This is a genomic window from Streptomyces sp. NBC_00310, from assembly GCF_036208085.1.
Taxonomy (GTDB): domain Bacteria; phylum Actinomycetota; class Actinomycetes; order Streptomycetales; family Streptomycetaceae; genus Streptomyces.
Genome location: NZ_CP130714.1, coordinates 3874443 through 3896955, shown reverse-complemented (window position 1 = coordinate 3896955; position 22513 = coordinate 3874443). Strand labels below are relative to the sequence as shown.

At 71.8% G+C, this 22513-nt stretch carries 17 protein-coding genes; 13 read left to right on the top strand and 4 right to left on the bottom strand.

The window, feature by feature from the left end:
- Positions 1 to 21 precede the first annotated feature (21 nt).
- Together OG202_RS17105 and OG202_RS17100 are read right to left on the bottom strand one after the other, a co-directional pair.
- Complete coding sequence (locus OG202_RS17105) at positions 22 to 594, bottom strand: response regulator (protein WP_326582847.1); 573 nt, start codon at positions 592 to 594, stop codon at positions 22 to 24.
- Positions 591 to 4751: a HAMP domain-containing protein gene (locus OG202_RS17100; RefSeq protein WP_405961163.1), complete on the bottom strand. Its 4161-nt coding sequence runs from the start codon at positions 4749 to 4751 to the stop codon at positions 591 to 593. The genes OG202_RS17105 and OG202_RS17100 overlap by 4 nt, the downstream gene beginning before the upstream one ends.
- A gap of 104 nt (positions 4752 to 4855) precedes the next feature.
- Here OG202_RS17100 and OG202_RS17095 point away from each other — a divergent pair, with 104 nt between their 5' ends.
- From OG202_RS17095 to OG202_RS17085, 3 genes are all read left to right on the top strand, one after another.
- The gene (locus tag OG202_RS17095; protein WP_328223046.1) at positions 4856 to 7405 is read left to right on the top strand and encodes an ATP-binding SpoIIE family protein phosphatase; all 2550 of its coding nucleotides are present in this window, start codon (positions 4856 to 4858) and stop codon (positions 7403 to 7405) included.
- 81 nt (positions 7406 to 7486) lie between these two features.
- Entirely contained in the window at positions 7487 to 8719 is a 1233-nt protein-coding gene (gene hemW, locus OG202_RS17090) for a radical SAM family heme chaperone HemW (protein WP_327729741.1), read from the top strand.
- Between the two features lie 104 nt (positions 8720 to 8823).
- On the top strand, positions 8824 to 9414 hold the full coding sequence (locus OG202_RS17085; protein ID WP_326582851.1) for a Uma2 family endonuclease: 591 nt from the start codon (positions 8824 to 8826) through the stop codon (positions 9412 to 9414).
- Here the strand turns inward: OG202_RS17085 and OG202_RS17080 are convergent.
- A complete protein-coding gene (locus OG202_RS17080) occupies positions 9392 to 10201 on the bottom strand; it encodes a DUF3097 domain-containing protein (RefSeq protein ID WP_326582852.1) in 810 nt (269 codons plus the stop codon). The genes OG202_RS17085 and OG202_RS17080 overlap by 23 nt on opposite strands.
- A gap of 42 nt (positions 10202 to 10243) precedes the next feature.
- A complete protein-coding gene (locus tag OG202_RS17075) occupies positions 10244 to 10999 on the bottom strand; it encodes an MBL fold metallo-hydrolase (RefSeq protein WP_328223045.1) in 756 nt (251 codons plus the stop codon).
- 324 nt (positions 11000 to 11323) lie between these two features.
- Here OG202_RS17075 and hrcA point away from each other — a divergent pair, with 324 nt between their 5' ends.
- From hrcA to OG202_RS17025, 10 genes are all read left to right on the top strand, one after another.
- On the top strand, positions 11324 to 12340 hold the full coding sequence (gene hrcA, locus OG202_RS17070; protein ID WP_327732258.1) for a heat-inducible transcriptional repressor HrcA: 1017 nt from the start codon (positions 11324 to 11326) through the stop codon (positions 12338 to 12340).
- Positions 12341 to 13477, top strand: a complete 1137-nt coding sequence (gene dnaJ, locus OG202_RS17065) for a molecular chaperone DnaJ (RefSeq protein ID WP_326582854.1) — start codon at positions 12341 to 12343, stop codon at positions 13475 to 13477.
- Positions 13478 to 13698: 221 nt separating this feature from the next.
- Entirely contained in the window at positions 13699 to 14808 is a 1110-nt protein-coding gene (locus OG202_RS17060) for a nitronate monooxygenase (RefSeq protein ID WP_327729743.1), read from the top strand.
- Positions 14805 to 15554, top strand: a complete 750-nt coding sequence (locus OG202_RS17055) for a 16S rRNA (uracil(1498)-N(3))-methyltransferase (RefSeq protein ID WP_326582857.1) — start codon at positions 14805 to 14807, stop codon at positions 15552 to 15554. The genes OG202_RS17060 and OG202_RS17055 overlap by 4 nt, the downstream gene beginning before the upstream one ends.
- A gap of 43 nt (positions 15555 to 15597) precedes the next feature.
- The gene (locus tag OG202_RS17050) at positions 15598 to 15990 is read left to right on the top strand and encodes a VOC family protein (protein ID WP_326582858.1); all 393 of its coding nucleotides are present in this window, start codon (positions 15598 to 15600) and stop codon (positions 15988 to 15990) included.
- Between the two features lie 85 nt (positions 15991 to 16075).
- The gene (locus OG202_RS17045; RefSeq protein ID WP_327729744.1) at positions 16076 to 16657 is read left to right on the top strand and encodes a hypothetical protein; all 582 of its coding nucleotides are present in this window, start codon (positions 16076 to 16078) and stop codon (positions 16655 to 16657) included.
- 86 nt (positions 16658 to 16743) lie between these two features.
- Positions 16744 to 19980 (top strand): S41 family peptidase, encoded by a 3237-nt coding sequence (locus tag OG202_RS17040; RefSeq protein ID WP_328223044.1) that lies wholly within the window; start codon positions 16744 to 16746, stop codon positions 19978 to 19980.
- Between the two features lie 249 nt (positions 19981 to 20229).
- Complete coding sequence (locus OG202_RS17035) at positions 20230 to 20583, top strand: histidine triad nucleotide-binding protein (RefSeq protein ID WP_326582861.1); 354 nt, start codon at positions 20230 to 20232, stop codon at positions 20581 to 20583.
- Between the two features lie 6 nt (positions 20584 to 20589).
- Positions 20590 to 21498, top strand: coding sequence for a ribonuclease Z (locus OG202_RS17030; RefSeq protein WP_327729747.1), 909 nt, complete (start codon positions 20590 to 20592; stop codon positions 21496 to 21498).
- 20 nt (positions 21499 to 21518) lie between these two features.
- Complete coding sequence (locus OG202_RS17025; protein WP_328223042.1) at positions 21519 to 22511, top strand: adenosine deaminase; 993 nt, start codon at positions 21519 to 21521, stop codon at positions 22509 to 22511.
- Positions 22512 to 22513: the final 2 nt, after the last annotated feature.

Here is a 22513-nt window from a genome sequence, read left to right as displayed (position 1 = left end):
TCGCGCAGTTCCCCGCGCACCTCAAGGGGCAGGGTTGCCCGCGACCAAGGTGCGAAGCTCCCGTATCTGTATGCGCAGCTCGGCCAAGTCGGGTGGATCGGCGGCCAGTTGCTTCTCCAGAGTCGCCAAGCGTGAGTCGACCTGTTCCGTGTGTTCCCGCTGCCTCGCCAACAGGGTCTCCAGCTGCCGGGTCTTGCGGTGCAGGTCCAGGAAGACGCTCACCTTCGCCCGGAGCACCCAGGGGTCGAAGGGCTTGGTCAGGTAGTCCGCCGCGCCTGTGGCGTAGCCGCGGAAGGCGTAGCCCGCGTCGGCGTCGGTGCCGGTGAGGAAGATGATCGGGACGTCCTTGGTCTGGTCGAGGCGCTTGATGTGGGCGGCGGTCTCGAAGCCGTCCATCCCTGGCATGCGGATGTCGAGGAGGACGACGGCGAAGCGCTGCCGGAGGAGGGCCTTCATCGCCTCCTCGCCCGAACGGGCGCGTACGAGCGGCTCGTCGAGGGATGCCAGGACGGCCTCCAGGGCGATCAGGTTGTCCTCCATGTCGTCGACGAGGAGGATGCCCGCGCTTCCGTCGGTCCGGTCCTGAGTGGTCATGGTGAGGGTGCCTCGTTCTCGTCGGTGCGTTTCTCGGGTGCCGGGTCCGCCGTGTCCGCCGGGTTCTGGGCGCCTTCCGGGTCCAGGACCGCGCAGACGACCGTGAGCAGTTGGTCGACGTCCACCGGCTTCGGTACGTAGTCGTTGGCGCCGCGGGCGATGGACTTCTCGCGGTCGCCGGGCATCGCCTTGGCGGTGAGGGCGACGATGGGCAGGCCGGCCCAGCGCGGGGTGCGGCGGATGGCGGAGATCGTCTCGTAGCCGTCCATCTCCGGCATCATGATGTCCATCAGGACGAGTTCGACGTCCGGGTTGCGCTCCAGGGTCTCGATGCCCTCGCGGCCGTTCTCCGCGTACAGGACGGGCATGCCGACGCGGCCCAGGACGTGGGTGAGCGCGAAGACGTTCCGGATGTCGTCGTCGACGATCAGCACCCGGCGGCCGGGCAGTACCTGTCCCGCGCGGCCCACCTTCCACGCCTCCAGCTTGGTGGGGGCGGGCCAGGTGTCGTCGCTGTCGTGGGTGGCCGGGTACGGCTCGGTGGCCAGCTGCTCGGGCACGAGGCTGCCGGGCTCCTCGGCGATGTGGCCCGTCACCCCGTGGCCGGGGCTGAAGACGGGGACGTACAGCGTGAAGGTCGAGCCCTGGCCGGGGACGCTCTCGGCGATGATGCGGCCGCCCAGCAGGCCGGCGATCTCGCGGCTGATGGACAGGCCGAGGCCGGTGCCGCCGTACTTGCGGTTGGTGGTGCCGTCGGCCTGCTGGAACGCCTCGAAGATCACCGGGAGTTTCTCGGCCGCGATGCCGATGCCGGTGTCCGAGACGGCGAAGGCGATCACCTCGTCGTGGTCCTCACGGGTGAAACGGTGCTCGGGGTCCTTGACGCGGCTGACGGTCAGCTCGACCCGGCCGGACGCGGTGAACTTGATCGCGTTGGAGAGGAGGTTGCGGAGGATCTGCTGAAGGCGTTGCTCGTCCGAGTACATCTCGCGGGGCACGTTCTCGCCGACCGTCACGTCGAAGGCCAGACCCCGGTCGAGGGTGAGCGGGCGGAACGTGGCGTGGACGTAGTCCAGGAGCTTGATGAGCGGGAGGCGCTTGGGGCGTACGTCCATCCGGCCCGCCTCGATCTTCGACAGGTCCAGGATGTCGTTGATCAGCTGGAGGAGGTCGGAGCCGGAGCGGTGGATCGTGGTCGCGAACTGCACCTCCTGGTCGGTGAGATGGCCGTCGGGGTTGTCGGAGAGCAGCCGCGCCAGGATCAGGAGGGAGTTGAGCGGCGTGCGCAGTTCATGGGACATGTTCGCCAGGAACTCCGACTTGTACTGGGAAGAGGTGGCCAACAGGGCGGCCTTCTCCTCCAGTTCGGCGTTCGAGCGACGCAGCTCCGCCTGTTGCTTCTGGAGTTCGTCGGAGCGTTCCTGGAGTTGCATGGCGAGGCGCTGGGACTCGCCGAGGAGGGACTCCGTGCGGGAGTTGGCGATGATGGTGTTGATGGCGACGCCGATGGTGTTCACGAACTGGTCGAAGAACGCCAGGTGGACGTCGGAGAAGCGTGAGAAGGTGGCAAGCTCGATCACGCCGAGGAGCTTGTCCTCGAAGAGGATCGGGATGATCACGACGCTGGACGGCGAGGCCTCGCCCAGGCCGCTGTTGATCTTGATGTAGTCCGGCGGCGCCTCCTCCACCAGGATCCGCTTCTTCTCGCGGGCCGCCTGCGCGACGAGACCGTGCACGGGCAGGCCGCCCGTCTCGACGGTCGCGCCCTGCGCCGCGCCGTAGCCCGCGATGAAGGCGAGGCCCTTGGTGGGCGCCACCGGGAGCGGGGCCGCGCCGTCCTCGTCGGGGTCGGCCAGGTAGAAGGCGCCGTACTGGGCGTTCACCAGCGGGGTCAGCTCGCGCAGGATCAGGTCGGCGACCTCCATCAGGTCGCGGTGGCCCTGCATCAGGGCGGCTAGGCGGGCGAGGTTGGACTCCAGCCAGTCCTTCGCGCGGGTGGTCTCGCGGAGGTTGGCCACCATCAGGTTGATGTTGTCCTTCAGTTCGGCGACCTCGCCCTGCGTCTCCACCGTGATCGAGCGGGACATGTCGCCCTGCGCCACGGCGGAGGCGACCTCGGCGATCGCGCGGACCTGGGTGGTCAGGTTCGACGCGAGTTCGTTCACGTTCGTCGTCAGACGCTTCCAGGTGCCGTACACGCCCTCGACCCGCGCCTGACCGCCGAGTTGGCCCTCGGAACCGACCTCGCGTGCGACCCGGGTGACCTCGGAGGAGAAGGAGGAGAGGGTGTCGACCATCGTGTTGATGGCGGTCTTCAGCTCCAGGATCTCGCCGCGCGCGTCCACGTCGATCTTCTTGGAGAGGTCGCCGTTCGCCACGGCCGTCGTCACCTGGGCGATGTTGCGGACCTGCGAAGTCAGGTTGTCCGCCATGTAGTTGACGTTGTCGGTGAGGTCCCGCCACACACCGGACACGCCCAGCACCTGGGCGCGCCCGCCGAGCGCGCCGTCGGTGCCGACCTCGCGGGCCACCCTCGTCACCTCGTCGGCGAAGGCCCGCAGTTGCTCCACCATCGTGTTGACGGTGTCCTTCAGTTCCAGGATCTCGCCGCGCGCGTCGACGGTGATCTTCTTGGAGAGGTCGCCGTTGGCGACGGCGGTGGTCACCTGGGCGATGTTGCGGACCTGCGAAGTCAGGTTCAGGGCCATGAAGTTGACGTTGTCGGTGAGGTCCTTCCAGACGCCGCTGACACCCCGCACCTGTGCCTGACCGCCGAGGTTGCCCTCGGTGCCGACCTCGCGGGCCACGCGGGTGACCTCGTCGGCGAAGGCGGAGAGCTGGTCGACCATCGTGTTGATGGTGGACTTCAGCTCCAGGATCTCGCCCTTCGCCTCGACCGTGATCTTCTTGCCGAGATCGCCCTGGGCGACCGCCGTGGAGACGAGGGCGATGTTGCGGACCTGGGACGTCAGGTTGTCCGCCATGAAGTTGACGTTGTCGGTGAGGTCCTTCCAGACCCCGGAGACGCCCCGGACCTGGGCGCGGCCGCCGAGGTTGCCTTCGGTGCCGACCTCGCGGGCCACGCGGGTGACCTCGTCGGCGAAGGCGGAGAGCTGGTCGACCATCGTGTTGATGGTGGACTTCAGTTCCAGGATCTCGCCCTGCGCGTCGACCATGATCTTCTGGCTCAGGTCGCCGTTGGCCACGGCGGTGGTGACCTGGGCGATGTTGCGGACCTGGGACGTCAGGTTCGACGCCATGAAGTTGACGTTGTCGGTGAGGTCCTTCCAGACCCCGGAGACGCCCCGGACCTGGGCGCGGCCCCCGAGCTGGCCTTCGGTGCCGACCTCGCGGGCCACCCTCGTCACCTCGTCGGCGAAGGCGGAGAGCTGGTCGACCATCGTGTTCACGGTGAGCTTCAGCTCCAGCAGCTCGCCGGTCGCCTCGACGGTCACCGTACGCGTGAGGTCGCCGCGCGCCACCGAGGTGGTCACCAGGGCGATGTCCCGCACCTGCGCGGTCAGCCGGGAGGCCATGGTGTTGACCGCCTCGGTCACGTCCCGCCAGCTCCCGGACAGACCGCGGACCTTGGCCCGGCCGCCGAGCCGCCCCTCCGTGCCGACCTCGCGGGCGACCCGGGTCACCTCACCGGTGAACAGCGACAGCTGGTCGACCATCTTGTTCACGGCCCGGCCCAACCGCCGCAGATCACCCCGGAGTTGGCGGTTGCCGTCGTGCAGGTCGACGCGCTGGGTCAGATCGCCGCCCGCCACCGCGTCCAGCACCCGCGTGGCGTTCGCGGCGGGTGCGACCAGGGCGTCGAGCGTCTGGTTCACGTCGTCGACACGGGTCGCCCAGGCGCCCTGGCCCGGGCTGGCCGAGAGCCGCTCGTCGAGACGGCCGTGCCGGACCAACTCCCGCCGTACGCGCTGCGCTTCCGAACCGAAGTGGGTGCTGCGGTCGATGATCTGGTTGAAGAGGGCGCACAGCTCCGCCACCGGCGCGGGGCCCGCCTCCGGGACTTTCGTGAAGCTTCCGTCGCGGGCCGCGGTCATCGCCGCGGTCAGCGCACGGAGATCGGATGCCCGGATCATTCCGTCCGTTTGGCTGTCATTTTGACCGTCTTCGAGCAGCCGCGTAGCACTGTTCTCACTCATGGTGGCCCACTTCGGTAACTCGGCGCTTATGGGCGTGGTCAGTCTGTCACTCTGGCCGTGCCGCCTGAGGCCCATTCGTCCGAACTTTCTCAGGGAGCCGCTCAGTGGGGGCCATACCGACGCAACGGGAGACCGTGTCCTGCGCTTCTGATGCGCCGGCGCACGTCGGGTCCGCATCCCTGTACGCCGGATCCGCGTACGCGGGCGCAGACCGGCGCGCGGTGGTGCATGTGTCGCTTCCCGGGGGTCCACTCGCGCCCGGAGCCGCCCGGCGCTTCGTCGGCACCGCGCTCGCCGAGTGGGCCGAACTCGATCTGCCGGGCGCCGCCGCCCTCTCCGCCCGCCTCGTCGAGGACGCGATCGTCGTGGTCAGCGAGCTGGTGACCAACGCGGTCGTCCACGCGGGCACGGACGTCGAACTGCTGTGCCGTCTCGGCCGCGACGACCCGGCCTCCGCCGGATGGCTGCTCGTCGAGGTCTCGGACCACCATCCCTCCCGGGCGGTACGGGACGAGGGAGCCGAACGTCCCTACCTCGTCGAACGGCCTTACGGGGCCGCCGAGTACGGACGCGGCCTGCGCCTCGTCGCCGCGCTCTCCGAAGCCTGGGGGATCACCTACCGGACCGGGACGAAGACCGTCTGGGCCCGCCTGTCGATCGACGGGGCGATGGCGGTGGAGGACGCGTTCGAGGGGTACCGCGGTGAGGCGGGCGGCGAGCACGGTGCGGAGGCCGAGGGGGTCGAGGGGCCCGAGGACTGGGATGCGCGGGCGTACGCCGGTGCCGGGCATGCACCGGGACAGGACGGCGCGCGGGCGTACGCCGGTTACGCGGACTACGGCGGTGGGATCGGCCTCGGACCCGGTGCGGGCCCGGTCGATCTGGTCGCCCCCGTGCCCCGGCGCGGCGTGGAGCACGACCGCGAGTGGCTGAACCGGGGTGCGCTCTCCTTCCTCGCCGAGGCGTCCGATCTGCTCGCCGGGCAGCTGGACGAGGATCTGGTCGCCGCGCTCGCCGGGCAGCTGCTGGTGCCGAGGCTGGCCGACTGGTGCGCGGTGTGGCTGGAGGACGAGGGGCTGGGCTGGCGCGGCGGCGACGGTTCGCTCGGCCCCGCGCCACGGCTCGCCCGCGTCTGGCACGGCAGCGAGAACCGCATCGAGGAACTCCGCCGAGCCCTGGAGAAGGACCCGCCGAGGCTGCCGGAGTCGGTGCGATCGCGGGCGGTGCCTGTGCCGTGGCCGCGGCCTGTGCCGGGGTCGGGGCCGACAGCGGGATCGGGGTCGGGGCCGACGGTGGGATCGGGTGCGGGGACCGGAACCGCGACAGGGGCCGGGGCGGAAAGCGGAGCGCCCGGGGACGAGGGTGCGCAAGGGCCGGTGGACCCGGGCGGCGAGGGGCGGCCCGGGGGGAAGGGCGACGGCGCGGCGGTGCGAAGCGGCAGCGAAGGCCCGCCGGGGGAGACGGCGGTCGTCGGCTCCTCCGGCACCGCCGCCCCGCCGACCGCCGACGCCCTGCCGGGTGACGGCTCGCCGGGGGAGACGAGTGGCGACGCATCGGCGGAGAAACGCGAACCCGGGGTGGCGGAGAAACGCGAACCCGGGCCGGCGGAGAAACGCGACAGCCGGCCGGCCGAGACGAGCGAGGGCGAGCCGGTGGTGCATGGCGAGGGCGCGCCGGTGGTGCATGGCGAGGGCGGGGCCGCGCTCGCCTATCGGCTGATCGCCGGTGGGCGCCCGCTCGGCACGCTCGTCATCGGCCGGGCCGGACTGCTCCGCTTCCCGGACGAGGTGACCGGGCTGGTGGAGGACCTGAGCCGACGGATCGCGCTGTCCATCGGGGCGGCCCGCCAGTACGCCCGCCAGGCCACCATCAGCCGGGTCCTGCAGCGTGGACTGCTGCCGGGCGCGGTCGCCGAGATCCCCGGGGTGTCGAGCGCGCTCGTCTACGAGCCGTGCGACAAGGGCGGACCCAGCGGTGACTTCTACGACCTCTTCCCGGCGGGCCGGGGCCGCTGGTGCTTCGCGATCGGCGACGTCCAGGGCAAGGGCCCCGAGGCGGCGGTGGTCATCGGTCTCGCCCGGCCCTGGCTGCGGCTGCTCGCCCGCGAGGGGTACGGCGTCGCCGACGTGCTCGACCGCCTCAACCAACTCCTCCTCGACGACGCGACCGAGGCGGCGGACGCGGCCGCCCGCGCCCTGGTCACGGCGGGCGACCCCGGCCTCGTCGACCCCGACGGCCCGCAGACCCGTTTCCTCTCCCTCCTCTACGGCGAACTCGTCCCCGTCTCCGGCGGCGTCCGCTGCACCCTCGCCTCCGCCGGGCACCCGCTTCCGCTGCTCCTGGGCCCCGACGGCGACGTACGGGCCGTGGCCGAGCCGCAGACGCTGCTCGGGGTGATCGAGGACACCGAGTACGTCTCCGAGACGTTCGAGCTGCGCCGCGGCGACACGCTGCTGTGCGTGACCGACGGGGTCACCGAGCGGCGCAGCGGCCCGCACATGTTCGACGACGGGGACGGCCTCGCCACCGCGCTCGCCGGCTGCGCCGGGCTCGACGCCCAGCTGCTCGCCGAACGCATCCGACGCCTCGTGCACGAGTTCGGGGAAGGGCCGCCGGACGACGATCTGGCGCTGCTGGTGTTGCAGGCGGAGTGACGGAGTGACGGAGTAACGGAGTGACGGAAGGTACGGATGGGGCGGAAACCGTCCGCCGACCTGTGCTGGACAATGGAGGACATGCCTTCCGCACTCCCCGACGGTGAGCCCGTCCCCGACGACGGGGCGCTGCCCGCGCACGCCCTGGCCGACGCGGCCGCACGACCCCTCGGGTTCTACCTGCACGTCCCGTACTGCGCGACCCGCTGCGGCTACTGCGACTTCAACACCTACACCGCCACCGAGCTGCGCGGCACCGGCGGCGTCCTCGCCTCCCGCGACAACTACGCGGACACGGTCGTCGACGAGATCCGCCTCGCCCGCAAGGTCCTCGGCGACGACCCGCGCCCCGTCCGTACGGTCTTCGTCGGCGGCGGCACGCCCACGCTGCTGGCCGCCGACGACCTCGTCCGGATGCTGGGGGCGATCCGGGACGAGTTCGGTCTCGCGGACGACGCGGAGGTGACGACCGAGGCGAACCCGGAGTCGGTCGACCCCGCCTACCTGGAGACCCTCCGCGCGGGCGGCTTCAACCGCCTCTCCTTCGGCATGCAGAGCGCCCGGCAGCACGTCCTGAAGATCCTCGACCGTACGCACACGCCGGGGCGGCCGGAGGCCTGCGTCGCGGAGGCCCGCGCGGCGGGCTTCGACCACGTCAACCTCGACCTGATCTACGGCACGCCCGGCGAGTCCGACGACGACTGGCGGGCCTCGCTGGACGCCGCGCTCGGCGCCGGACCGGACCACGTCTCGGCGTACGCGCTGATCGTCGAGGAGGGGACGCAGCTCGCCCGGCGCATCCGCCGGGGCGAGGTCCCGATGACCGACGACGACGTCCACGCCGACCGCTACCTCATCGCCGACGAGACGCTCTCGGCCGCCGGCTTCGACTGGTACGAGGTCTCCAACTGGGCCACGTCCGACGCGGGCCGCTGCCTCCACAACGAGCTGTACTGGCGCGGCGCCGACTGGTGGGGCGCGGGGCCGGGCGCCCACAGCCACGTCGGCGGCGTGCGCTGGTGGAACGTCAAGCACCCGGGCGCGTACGCGGGCGCGCTGGCGGCGGGGCGGTCACCGGGGGCGGGGCGTGAGCTGCTGGCGGACGAGGACCGTCGGGTCGAACGGATCCTGCTGGAGCTGAGGCTCCGGGAGGGCTGCCCGTTGTCCTTGCTGCGGGAGGAAGGCCTGGCGGCGGCCGGGCGCGCTCTGTCCGACGGGCTGCTGGAGGCGGGCCCGTACGAGGAGGGGCGCGCGGTGCTCACGCTGCGGGGGCGGTTGCTGGCGGACGCGGTGGTGCGGGACCTGGTGGACTGATCACTCCGGCGGGTGAATCGGTGCGGAACGGCGGTTCGGTACCTAACCTGGTTCGTAGGCTGCCGCCGTGATTGCACGGTGGCGGAAACCGGAGGGCTGCGGAGATGACCGCTGTGGACGACCGACCGATGACCACCGACATCGTGAAGTTCTTCGAGAACTTTGAGTTTCCCGAAGGATTCAAGGTCGAGCTCCTCCGGGGGGAAATTGTGATGATGGCGGGGCCGGACGTGGCCCACAACGACATCCTGGAAGCGGTTGTGGACCAGATCCCCCGTCAGCGCTGGCGGCGGCTCCAGACCCAGGACATCGCCATCCTCGAAGAGACCAGCGAGCCGCAGCCGGATCTTGTCGTGATTGAGCGTGGCGCTGGACCTGGCCAAGGAAGGCTGATGCCGTCCGAGGTCATCACCATGCTCCTGGAAGTCGTCTCCAAGACGAGTGTGGACCGCGACTACGGAGTCAAGCGATCGATCTACGCGGCGGCGAAGGTACCCGCCTACTTCATCATCGACCCCGTCATGGCCCAGTGTGTACTGCTTACTGAACCGACGGGCCATGGAGAGGCTGCGGACTACCGGTGCCAGCGGATCACCAAGTTCGGCGACCTCACACCGTTGGAGCCCATCGGCATCGAACTGGACACCAGCGAGTTTGCCGCCTACGAGAAGGTCAGGTCCCACCGCTATCCGTGACGAAGTCGATCAGCTCCTCCACCCGCCCCAGCAGCGCCGGCTCCAAGTCCCTGTAGGAACCCACCCGCGCCAGAATCGCCTGCCACACCGCACCCGTGTTCTCCGGCCACCCCAGCGCCCGGCACACCCCCGCCTTCCAGTCCTGCCCGCGCGGCACGCGCGGCCACGCCTCGATGCCCACCGACGACGGCTTCACGGCCTCCCAGATGTCGATGTACGGGTGGCCCACGACCAGCGCGTGCTCGCTGGTCACCGCCTCGGCGATACGGGACTCCTTGCTGCCGGGGACCAGGTGGTCGACCAGGACACCCAACCTCGCATCAGGTCCCGGGGCGAAGTCCGCGACGATCGCGGGAAGGTCGTCCACGCCCTCCAGGTACTCCACCACTACCCCCTCGATACGCAGGTCGTCGCCCCAGACCCGCTCGACGAGTTCGGCGTCGTGGCGGCCCTCGACGTAGATGCGGCCGGCGCGGGCCACGCGGGCTCGGGCGCCGGGGACGGCGACCGAGCCGGATGCCGTACGACTCGGCCGTGCGGGCGCCGACGAGGGGCGTACCAGGGTCACCACCCGGCCCTCCAGCAGGAAGCCCCGGGGCTCCAGCGGGAACACGCGGTGTTTGCCGAAGCGGTCCTCCAGCGTCACCGTGCCCGCCTCGCAGCGGACGACCGCGCCGCAGAAGCCGGTGGTGGGCTCCTCGACGACCAGGCCGGGGTCGGCCGGGACCTCGGGGGCCGGCTTGGGCTTCTTCCAGGGAGGGGTCAGGTCGGGTGAGTACTGGCGCATTCGGATGACGATAGGAGAAGCCGCGCCCGGATGTCCCGGTGCTCAGCCCGACACGCCGAAGCGCCGTGCCAGCGCGTCGCGTTGGGCCCGGACGAACGCCGCGTCCACCACCGCCCCGTGGCCGGGGACGTAGAGCGCGTCCTCGCCGCCCAGGTCCAGCAGTCGGTCGAGAGCGGCAGGCCAGTGGGAGGGGATCGCGTCGGGGCCCGCCTGGGGCTCGCCGGACTCCTCGACCAGGTCACCGCAGAACACGACCTCAGGCGAGGCGGGCGAGGCCGCGGAACCCGGCGTGCCCCGGACCAGGACCGCCAGGTCGTGGCCCGTGTGGCCCGGGCCCACGTTCGCCAGGAGCACCTGGACGTCGCCGCCCAGGTCGAGCGTCCACTCGCCGGAGACGTGGTGGCGGGGGCGTACGAGGAGGTCGGCGGCCTCGGTGGCGTCCGCCGGGGGGAGACCGTGGTGCACGGCGTCCGCGCGGAGGGCCTCGCCGTCACGGGACAGGACACCGTCGACGCCCACCGCGCCGAAGACCTCCACCCCGGCGAACGCGGCGGCCCCGAAGACATGGTCGAAGTGCGGGTGGGTGAGCGCGAGATGTGTCACACGGGCACCGCCGAGCAGCCGGCACGCCTCGGTGCGCAACCGCGCGCCCTCCCTGAGGCTCGAACCCGCGTCGACCATGAGGGCCGCCCCGTCCCCGGCCACCAGTCCGACCGTGCAGTCCCAGCCGGGAAGGCGGCACCGGCCGACCCGGGGCGTCAATCCCTGCCATCCGCACTCTTCCCAAGTCACCGTCATGCGCCGACGCTAGCTGTAGCTCCCCGCGGCCGGGTGAGGGAGGGCGTCGTAGCGGCCGGCGGGAAGGACGCGGGGCGGCCGAGGGGTGCCGTGGCCCCGACGTGCCGTCGGTCGACGGCGCCGTCGGCGTCGCGGTCGTCGCGTACCCGCCAGTAGGAAGTGGCCCGACATCGCCGGACAGGTCGGTACACGTCGGCACTCCATGGCTGGACCGGCCTTGCCGGGGGCGTACCCCACCGCCGTACACTGGGCGGGGAGTGTTGGCACTCGCCCGGGGTGAGTGCCAAGGGGGAGTCACAGGAGAGCGAGCTGGAGGTGTGCGCGATGCTCAGTGAACGCAGGCTTCAGGTGCTGCGCGCCATCGTCCAGGACTACGTGGGCACCGAGGAGCCGGTCGGCTCCAAGGCGCTCACGGAGCGGCACAACCTCGGTGTCTCCCCGGCGACCGTCCGCAACGACATGGCGGCGCTGGAGGACGAGGGCTTCATCGCCCAGCCCCACACCAGCGCGGGCCGCATCCCCACCGACAAGGGGTACCGGCTCTTCGTCGACAAGCTGGCCGGCGTCAAGCCCATGACCCCGCCCGAGCGGCGCGCCATCCAGAACTTCCTGGACGGCGCCGTCGATCTCGACGACGTGGTGGCCCGGACCGTGCGGCTGCTCGCGCAGCTCACCCGGCAGGTCGCCGTCGTGCAGTATCCGTCGCTCACGCGGTCGACGGTGCGGCATGTGGAGCTGCTGTCGCTGGCCCCCGCCCGGCTGATGCTCGTGCTGATCACGGACACGGGACGGGTGGAACAGCGGCTGGTCGACTGCCCGGCGCCGTTCGGAGAAACGTCACTCGCGGATCTGCGCGCCCGGCTCAACAGCAAGGTCGCGGGCCGCCGGTTCACCGACGTGCCGAGGCTGGTCGAGGACCTGCCCGAGGCGTTCGACATCGAGGACCGGGGCACGGTCACGACGGTGCTCTCCACCCTGCTGGAGGCACTCGTCGAGGAGAGCGAGGAGCGGCTGATGATCGGCGGCACCGCCAATCTCACCCGCTTCGGACATGACTTCCCCCTCACCATCCGGCCCGTTCTGGAAGCCTTGGAGGAGCAGGTCGTCCTCCTCAAGTTGCTTGGCGAGGCCGGGGATTCGGGCATGACCGTACGCATCGGTCATGAAAACGCCTATGAGGGACTCAACTCCACGTCCGTCGTCTCCGTCGGCTACGGTTCGGGCGGCGAGGCAGTAGCGAAACTGGGCGTGGTCGGACCTACGCGCATGGATTATCCGGGAACGATGGGAGCGGTACGAGCGGTGGCACGGTACGTCGGACAGATCCTGGCGGAGTCTTAAGTGGCCACGGACTACTACGCCGTGCTCGGCGTGCGCCGCGACGCGTCTCAGGACGAGATCAAGAAGGCGTTCCGGAGGCTCGCGCGCGAGCTGCATCCGGACGTCAATCCCGATCCGAAGACCCAGGAGCGGTTCAAGGAGATCAACGCCGCCTACGAGGTGCTCTCGGACCCGCAGAAGAAGCAGGTCTACGACCTCGGCGGCGACCCGCTGTCCCAGGCGGGCGGTTCAGGCGCGGGCGGCTTCGGAGCCGGTGGCTTCGGGAACTTCTCGGACATCATGGACGCCTTCTTCGGTACGGCGTCCCAGCGGGGCCCGCGGTCGCGTACGCGCCGGGGGCAGGACGCGATGATCCGGCTGGAGATCGACCTCGACGAGGCGGCCTTCGGCACGACGAAGGACATCCAGGTCGACACCGCCATCGTCTGCGCGACGTGCAGCGGCGAGGGCGCGGCCCCGGGGACGACCGCCCAGACCTGTGACATGTGTCGCGGTCGTGGTGAGGTCTCACAGGTCACGCGGTCCTTCCTCGGTCAGGTCATGACCTCCCGGCCCTGCCCGCAGTGCCAGGGGTTCGGCACGATCGTCCCCAACCCGTGCCCCGAGTGCGCGGGCGACGGGCGGGTGCGGTCGCGGCGGACCCTCACGGTCAAGATCCCGGCCGGTGTCGACAACGGCACACGGATCCAGCTGGCCGGTGAGGGCGAGGTCGGTCCCGGTGGCGGTCCCGCCGGTGACCTCTACGTCGAGATCCACGAGCTGCCGCACGCGATGTTCCAGCGGCGAGGCGACGATCTGCACTGCACGGTGACGCTCCCGATGACGGCGGCGTCTCTCGGCACGAAGGTGCCGCTGGAGACGCTGGACGGTCTGGAGGAGGTCGACATCCGGCCCGGGACCCAGTCCGGGCAGTCGATCCCGCTGCACGGGCGGGGTGTCACCCATCTGCGGGGCGGCGGCCGTGGCGATCTGATCGTCCACGTCGAGGTCCAGACGCCGACGAAGCTCGACCCCGAGCAGGAGGGGCTGCTGCGGCAGCTCGCCGCGCTGCGCGGGGAGGAGCGGCCCACCGGGCAGTTCCAGCCCGGGCAGCAGGGGCTGTTCTCGCGGTTGAAGGACGCGTTCAACGGGCGCTGAGAGGTTGGCTGAGGGGTTGTTCGTCGGGTGCGGGGTGGGGCTTCTCGCGCCGTTCCCCGCGCCCCTGAAAGCCCAGGCCCCGCGGGCCTGAAGCGCGCGGGGCGCAGCCCCGGCTTTTCGGGGGCGCGGGGAACTGCGCGACCAGCCCCCACCGGCCCCGCGGTCGAACACGTGGCCGTCCTCGATTCGGCGAAGGCCCGTGGACATGGCAACATGCCGTCATGTCCTCCGCGCTGACCGATCTCGTCCCGCTTCCGATCGTGCAGGCCCCGATGGCGGGCGGTGTGTCCGTGCCGCGGTTGGCCGCCGCCGTGTCCGAGGCGGGCGGGCTGGGTTTTCTGGCCGCCGGGTACAAGACGGCCGACGGGATGTATCAGGAGATCAAGGCGCTGCGCGCGCTGACGTCGCGCCCCTTCGGCGTGAACCTCTTCATGCCGCAGCCGGAGTACTCCGAGCCGGCCGCCGTCGAGGTGTACGCGGAGCAGCTGGCCGGTGAGGCCACCTGGTACGACGCCGAACTGGGCGACCCCGACAGCGGGCGGGACGACGGCTACGAGGCCAAGCTCGCCGTACTGCTCGACAACCCGGTGCCCGTGGTGTCGTTCCACTTCGGCTGCCCGACCCCCGAGGTCATCGAGTCCCTCGCCCGCAAGGGCACGCTCACCCTGGTCACCGCGACCTCGGCGGAGGAGGCACAGGCCGTGGAGCGGTCCGGGGCCCACGCCGTCATCGTGCAGGGCGTCGAGGCGGGCGGCCACCAGGGCACCCACCGGGACGACCCCGAGCGGGACTGCGCCGGCATCGGTCTGCTGTCGCTCGTCGCACAGGTCCGCGAGGCCGTGGCGCTGCCGATGGTCGCGGCCGGCGGCATCATGCGCGGCAGCCAGATCGCCGCCCTCCTCACGGCGGGCGTGAGCGCGGCCCAGCTGGGCACCGCGTTCCTCGCCACCGCCGAGTCCGGCGCGCACGCCGTGCACAAGCAGGCGCTGACCAACCCCCTCTTCGTCCGTACGGAGCTGACCCGCGCCTTCTCCGGACGCCCGGCCCGCGGCCTGGTCAACCGGTTCCTGCGCGAGCACGGCCCGTACGCGCCCGTCGCCTACCCGGAGGTCCACCACCTCACCTCGCCGCTGCGCAAGGCCGCCGCCAAGGCCGGGGACGCGCAGGGCATGGCCCTGTGGGCCGGGCAGGGGCACCGGATGGCGCGGGAGCTGCCGGCCGGGGAACTGGTCGAGGTGCTGGCCGCCGAGATCGCCGCCGCGCAGGCCGCGCAGGCCTCCTCACGGGTCGGCAGCCAGGGCGGCGGACCGGCCGGGGGCGAGGGGCGATGACCGCACCCGTGTTCGTGGTCGACTCGCTGGACCTGCCGGACGGCTGCGGCGGCGAGCTCGTCCTCGACGGACCCGAGGGGCGGCACGCCGTCTCCGTGAAGCGGCTGCGGGCCGGTGAGGACGTCGTCCTCACGGACGGGCGCGGACGCTGGGCGGAGGGCATCGTCAAGGCCGCCGAGGGCAAGGACCGGCTCGTGGTCATGGACCTGGAGACCGTGCACGAGGAGGCCCCGCCACAGCCCCGTATCACCGTCGTCCAGGCGCTGCCCAAGGGCGACCGGGGCGAACTGGCCGTCGAGACCATGACCGAGGTCGGGGTGGACGCGATCGTGCCCTGGGCCGCCTCCCGCTGCATCACCCAGTGGAAGGGCGACCGGGGGCTGAAGGCCCTCGCCAAATGGCGGTCCACCGCGCGGGAGGCGGGCAAGCAGTCCCGCCGGGTGCGGTTTCCCGAGGTCGCCGAGGCGGCCACCGGCAAGCAGGTCGCGGCGCTGCTCGCGAAGGCCGACTTCGCCGCCGTACTGCACGAGAGCGGCGACGACACGCTGGCCACGGCCGAGCTGCCGGCGGCCGGGGAGATCGTGCTCGTCGTGGGGCCCGAAGGGGGCGTGTCGCCGGAGGAGCTGGCGCTCTTCGGCGAGTCGGGCGCGGGGGCGTATCGACTCGGGCCCAGTGTGCTGCGTACATCGACCGCCGGGACGGCGGCCGGGGCGCTGCTGCTGGGCCGAACCGGACGCTGGTCCTGACCGCCCGGTCCCGACCCGCGTCCCCGAACCCCCTGGGAGCATCGTGGAACTCGCCCAAGTAAGACTGCTCGTCTCCGACTTCGCCGCCTGTTACCCCTTCTATGCCGAGGTGCTCGGGCTGAAGCCGCAGTCCGGGGCGGTCGAGGGACCGTACGAGAAGTTCAGTCCGGCGGTCGGGTCCGCGGGCATCGCCCTGCAGGACCGGGCGATGATGGCCGAGGTGCTCGGGGAGCTGGCCGACGCGGCGAACGGGCACCGGTCGCTGGTCGTCCTGCGGGTCGACGACCTCGACACGTACTGCGAGCAGATCACGGCGCGCGGGGCGCGGCTCCTCCACGGGCCCGCACGGATGACCGACCGGATGCGCGTGGCCCATCTCAAGGATCCCGAGGGGAACTTGGTGGAGCTGCAGGAATGGCTGCTGATGAGCGGCTGACACCGGCCGCCCTCCACCGGCCGTCCCGGCGGCATGGCCGCACGCGGTCTTCCGTGGCGCGGCGGGCGGTGGCAGGCTGCCGTGCATGGCGGCATGGCGGCGTATCAGGGCGTACCGGACTCGCGGGCGCCGGCTCCTGCTGGGAGTCGGGCTCGGAGTCGGCGCGGTCGCGGGCCTGGTGGCCTGCGAGGGCGGCGGGCTCAACACCGGCGCGGTCGCGTTCACGACGGACCAGCTGGCCACCAAGGAGCTGGAGCGGGAGGGCCTGGACGTCCGGTGGCTCACCTGCACGGCGTCGTACGACAGCGACGGTGGCGGTGACGGTGACCAGCAGGGGGACGGCGAGAAGTCCGGGTCGCCGTCCGCGTCCGTCAACACCGTCGCGAACGTCGACTGCACCGGCGAGGACAAGGAAGGCCGGGACATCAGCGTCACCGGGAAGGTGACCAAGGAGGTCAACGGCAGGTGCGTACGCGGCGATCTGACAGGCAAGGTCGACGGCAAGGAGTGGTTCCACGTCGAAGGGCTGGGCAACTGCGACGCCCCCGACCCGACGCCGAGCGCGGGACAGCCCGACCCCGACGAGCCGGGACCGACCGTGACGGTCACCGTCACCCAGACCATCTGGTGCCAGAAGGACCCGGCGTGCGTGCCCGAGGGCAAGTGAGGCCCGGCCCGGGCAAGTGACGCCCGGCGCGAGGCACATGATCCAAACCCCTCCCAATCCGTCCGAACGCTGCTTACAGTGACCGGGTGACTCAGCTCGCGTATTTCCGGTATCCGCATCTGCACGGCGACCTGGTCGCCTTCACCGCCGAGGACGACGTGTGGATCGCGCCTCTGGACGGCGGCCGTGCCTGGCGGGTCAGTGCGGACAACGTGCCCGTGAACCATCCGCGGATCTCCCCGGACGGCACCACCGTCGCGTGGACCTCCACGCGGGACGGCGCGCCCGAGGTACATGTCGCGCCCGTCGACGGCGGATCGGCCAGGCGCCTGACGTACTGGGGGAGTTGGCGCACCCAGGTGCGCGGCTGGACCCCCGACGGCCAGGTCCTCGCGCTCAGCACCCAGGGTCAGGCCAGCCTCCGGCGGAGCTGGGCGCGTGCCGTCCCGCTCGACGGCGGCCCGGCCACCACCCTGCCGTACGGGCCGGTCGGCGACGTCGCCCACGGCCCCGCCACCGTGCTGCTGTCCGCGCCGATGGGCCGCGAGGCCGCCTGGTGGAAGCGGTACCGGGGCGGCACGGCGGGCAAGCTGTGGATCGACCGCGCGGGCGAGGGCGGCGAGGGCTCCGGGCCGGCCGGTGAATTCGTGCGGCTGCACGCCGAGTTGGACGGGAACATCGAGTACCCGCTGTGGGTCGGCGACCGGGTCGCGTTCCTGTCCGACCACGAGGGCGTCGGGGCTCTGTACTCCTCCCTCGCCGACGGGTCCGACCTGCGGCGGCACACGCCGGTCGACGGCTTCTACGCCCGGCACGCGGCCACCGACGGCACCCGGGTCGTGTACACGTCCGCCGGTGAGCTGTGGCTGCTGGACGACCTGGACGGGGCCGAGCCGCGCAGGCTCGACATCCGGCTGGGCGGACAGCGCGTCGACCTCCAGCCGTTCCCGGTGAACGCCTCCCGCTGGTTCGGCTCCGCCTCGCCCGACCACACGGCCCGGGGCAGCGCGGTCTCCGTGCGCGGCTCCGTCCACTGGATCACCCACCGCTCCGGCCCCGCCCGCGCGCTCGCCGCCGAGGACGGCGTACGGGCCCGGCTGCCGCGCACCTTCCGGGTGGAGGGCGAGGAGTGGGTGGTGTGGGTGACGGACGCGGAGGGCGACGACGCGCTGGAGTTCGCCCCGGCCACCGGCGTCGGACCGGGCGCCACCCCGCGCCGGATCGCCGCCGGGCAGGTGGGCCGCGTCCTCGGGCTCGCCGTGGCGCCCGACGGCGACCGGGTCGCCGTCGCCGCGGACGACGGCCGGGTGCTGCTCGTCGAGCGGGAGACCGGAGAGGTCCGCGAGGTGGACCGCAGCGAGGACGGCGAGGTGACAGGGCTCGTCTTCTCGCCCGACTCCGCCTGGCTCGCCTGGTCGCACCCGGGCCCGCGCCCGCTGCGTCAGCTCAAGCTCGCCAACACGGCCGACCTGTCCGTCACCGAGGCGACCCCGCTGCGCTTCCAGGACTTCTCACCGACGTTCACCCTCGACGGCAAGCACCTCGCCTTCCTCTCCGCGCGCGCCTTCGACCCGGTCTACGACGAGCACGTCTTCGACCTCCACTTCGTCAGCGGGGCCAGACCGCACCTCATCACGCTCGCCGCGACCACCCCGTCCCCCTTCGGGCCGCAGCGCCACGGGCGGCCGTTCGAGGCGCCCGACAAGGACGAGACCCCGGACAGCGAGGGCGCCCCCGCGACCCGGATCGACCTCGAAGGGCTCGCCGACCGCATCGTCCCCTTCCCGGTCGAGGCCGCCCGCTACTCCACGCTCCGCGCCGCCAAGGACGGCGTGCTGTGGCTGCGCCACCCCGTCACCGGCGTCCTCGGCCATCTGCGGGCCACGCCCGACGATCCCGACCCGAAGACCTCCCTGGAGCGGTACGACCTCGCCCAGCGGCGCCTCGAATACCTCGCCTCCGACGCCGACCACTTCGCCGTCAGCGGCGACGGCAAGCGGGTCCTGCTGTGGACCGACGGCAAGCTCAAGGTCGTCCCCAGCGACCGGCGCGCCTCGAACGACGACGAGAGCGACACCAACATCACCGTCGACCTCTCGCGCGTACGGCGGACCGTCGACCCGGCCGCCGAGTGGCGCCAGATGTTCGACGAGACCGGCCGCCTCATGCGGGACAACTTCTGGCGCCCCGATCTGGGCGGGGTGGACTGGTCCGGCGTCCTGGACCGGTACCGCCCGGTCCTGGAGCGGGTGGCCACGCACGACGACCTCGTGGACCTGCTGTGGGAGGTGCAGGGCGAGTTGGGGACGTCCCACGCGTACGTCACCCCGCGCGGCCGGGGCGGCTCCGGCGACCGGCGGCAGGGGCTGCTCGGGGCGGACATCTCCCGGCACGAGGACGGCCCGCAGGGGGCCGCGCTGTGGCGCATCGACCGGGTGCTGCCGTCGGAGACCTCCGACCCCGACGCCCACTCGCCGCTCGCCGCGCCGGGTGTGGCCGTACGGGCCGGGGACGCGATCATCGCCGTGGGCGGGCAGCCGGTCGATCCGCTGGCCGGGCCCGGGCCGCTGCTCGTCGGCACGGCCGGCAAGGCGGTCGAGCTGACGGTTCTGCCGTCCGGCGGCGGGGATCTCCGGCATCCCGTCGTGGTGCCCATCTCCGACGAGGAGCCGTTGCGGTACCACGCGTGGGTGGCGGACCGGCGGGCCTACGTCCACGAGAAGTCCGGCGGCCGGCTCGGATATCTCCACGTGCCCGACATGGTCGGCTCCGGCTGGGCCCAGCTCCACCGCGATCTGCGGATCGAGGTCGCCCGGGAGGGGCTCGTCGTGGACGTGCGGGAGAACCGGGGCGGGCACACCTCGCAGCTCGTGGTGGAGAAGCTGGCGCGGCGGATCGTGGGGTGGGACCTGCCGCGTGGGATGCGGCCGTCCAGCTATCCCGACGACGCGCCCCGGGGGCCCGTCGTCGCCGTCGCCAACGAGTTCTCCGGGTCCGACGGGGACATCGTCAACGCGGCGATCAAGGCGCTCGGGATCGGGCCGGTGGTGGGGACGCGGACGTGGGGCGGGGTCGTCGGCATCGACAGCCGGTATCGGCTGGTCGACGGGACGCTCGTGACTCAGCCGAAGTACGCCTTCTGGTTGGAGGGGTACGGGTGGGGGGTCGAGAACCACGGGGTCGATCCCGATGTGGAGGTCGTGCAGGCGCCGCAGGACTACGCGGCGGGCCGTGACCCGCAGTTGGACGAGGCGATCCGGATCGCGCTGGCCGGGCTTGAGGAGACTCCGGCGAAGGTGGCACCGTCGCTGCCCGAGTCGTAGTCCTTCTTCCTCGCCCCCGCCGCCCCTACCCGTCCCCTCCCTCGGGGCTCCGCCCCGGACCCCGTTCGCGCAGTTCCCCGCGCCCCTTTTCAGGGGCGCGGGGAACTGCGCGAACGGCCCCCACCGGACCCGCGGCCGGGGGTCGAAGGGGCACCGCCCCTGGGGAGGGGAACGGGTAAGGGCGGCGGGGGCGGAGACGCCTCGCTACGATGCCCGGGTACGGGATCACCGGTGGCTGGGAGGCGACACATGGCTGGGGAGCCGCAGGACGACTGTCTGTTCTGCAAGATCGTGGCAGGACACGTACCGGCGACGATCGTGAGGGAGACGGAGACGACGGTCGCGTTCAGGGACATCAACCCGCAGGCACCGACACACGTCCTGGTCATCCCGAAGGCGCACTACGCGGACGCCTCGACACTCGCCACCGCCGCCCCGGAACTCGCCGCGGACGTCCTCCGCGAGACACAGGCCGTCGCGGACGAGGACAAGCTGGAGAGCTACCGGATCGTCTTCAACACCGGCACCGGCGCCGGCCAGACCGTGTTCCACGCGCACGCCCACGTCGTCGGCGGCCGCGGCCTGCAGTGGCCTCCGGGCTGACGGGCCGTGTCCGTACGTGAATTGGTGGTCCTCGGCACCGCCAGCCAGGTCCCGACCCGGCACCGCAACCACAACGGCTATCTGCTGCGCTGGGACGCGGAGGGGCTGCTCTTCGACCCCGGTGAGGGCACCCAGCGGCAGATGCTGCGCGCCGGGGTCGCCGCGCACGACCTGAACCGCATATGCGTCACCCATTTCCACGGGGACCACTCGCTGGGACTCGCCGGTGTCATCCAGCGGATCAACCTCGACCGGGTGCCCCACGACGTCACCGCCCACTACCCGCGCTCCGGGCAGCGGTTCTACGACCGGCTGCGGCACGCCACCGCGTACCGGGAGACGGTGCGGTTGACCGAGGTGCCGGTCGACGGGGACGGCGGGGCGCTGGCCGTCACCCCCTCCTACACGCTCGACGCGCGGAAGCTGTCCCACCCCGTCGAGTCGTACGGCTATCGGCTCGTCGAGCCCGACGGGCGCCGGATGCTGCCGGAGCGGCTCGCCGAGCGCGGGATCAAGGGGCCGGACATCGGGCGGATCCAGCGGGAGGGCGCGATCGGCGGCGTCTCCCTCGACGAGGTGAGCGAGCTGCGGCGCGGACAGCGGTTCGCGTTCGTCATGGACACCCGGCTGTGCGACGGGGTCTACGCCCTCGCCGACGCGGCCGACATGCTCGTCATCGAGTCCACGTTTCTCGACGAGGACGTCGAACTCGCCGTCGACCACGGACATCTGACGGCCGGTCAGGCCGCCTCGGTCGCCCGGGACTGCGGCGTACGGCATCTCGTCCTCACCCACTTCAGTCAGCGGTACTCCGAGCCGGCGGAGTTCGAACGGCAGGCCCGGGCCGCCGGGTTCGAGGGGGAGCTGACCGTGGCCCACGACCTGATGCGGGTGGCACTTCCGAAACGCCGATAAGGCAGCCTTACGATGCTTTGATGTCCCTCCCCAAAGCTGAACTGCACCTGCACATCGAAGGCACCCTGGAGCCGGAGCTGGCGTTCGCGCTGGCCGCCCGGAACGGGGTCGAGCTGCCGTACGCCGACACGGACGCGCTCCGCAAGGCGTACGAGTTCGAGGACCTCCAGTCGTTTCTGAACCTGTACTACGAGCTGATGGCCGTCCTGCGCACCGAGCAGGACTTCGCGGACCTCGCCGACGCCTATCTCGCCCGCGCCGCCGCCCAGGGCGTCCGGCACGCGGAGATCTTCTTCGACCCGCAGGCCCACATGGCGCGGGGCGTCGGGATGGGGACGGTCGTCGAGGGGCTGTGGCGGGCGCTGGGGAGGAGCGAGGCCACGCATGGGGTCTCCACTCAGCTGATCATGTGTTTTCTGCGGGACGAGTCCGCCGCGTCGGCTCTCGACACCCTGGAGGCGGCGAAGCCGTATCTCGACCGGATCGTCGGGATCGGGCTGGACTCCGCCGAGGTCGGGCATCCGCCGGTCAAGTTCCGTGCGGTGTACGAGGCGGCGGCCGCGCTCGGGCTGCGCCGGGTCGCGCACGCCGGGGAGGAGGGGCCCCCGGAGTACATCACGGAAGCCCTCGACATCCTCGGTGTCGAGCGCGTCGACCACGGGCTGCGGTGCATGGAGGACCCGGCCCTCGTCGAGCGGCTGGTGCGGGAGCGGATCCCGCTGACGCTCTGCCCGTTGTCGAACGTCCGGCTGCGGACCGTCGACACCCTCGCCGACCACCCCCTGCCCGCCATGCTCGACGCGGGCCTGCTCTGCACGGTCAACTCCGACGACCCGGCGTACTTCGGCGGTTACGCCGGTGACAACTTCGACGCCGTACGGCGGACGCTCGGTCTGGGCGAGGAGCGGCTGCGCGAGCTGGCCCGCAACTCCTTCACCGCGTCCTTCCTGGAGCACGACGAGGAGCGGCGGGCCCGGTATCTCGCCGAGGTGGACGCGTACGAGTTCGGCTGAGC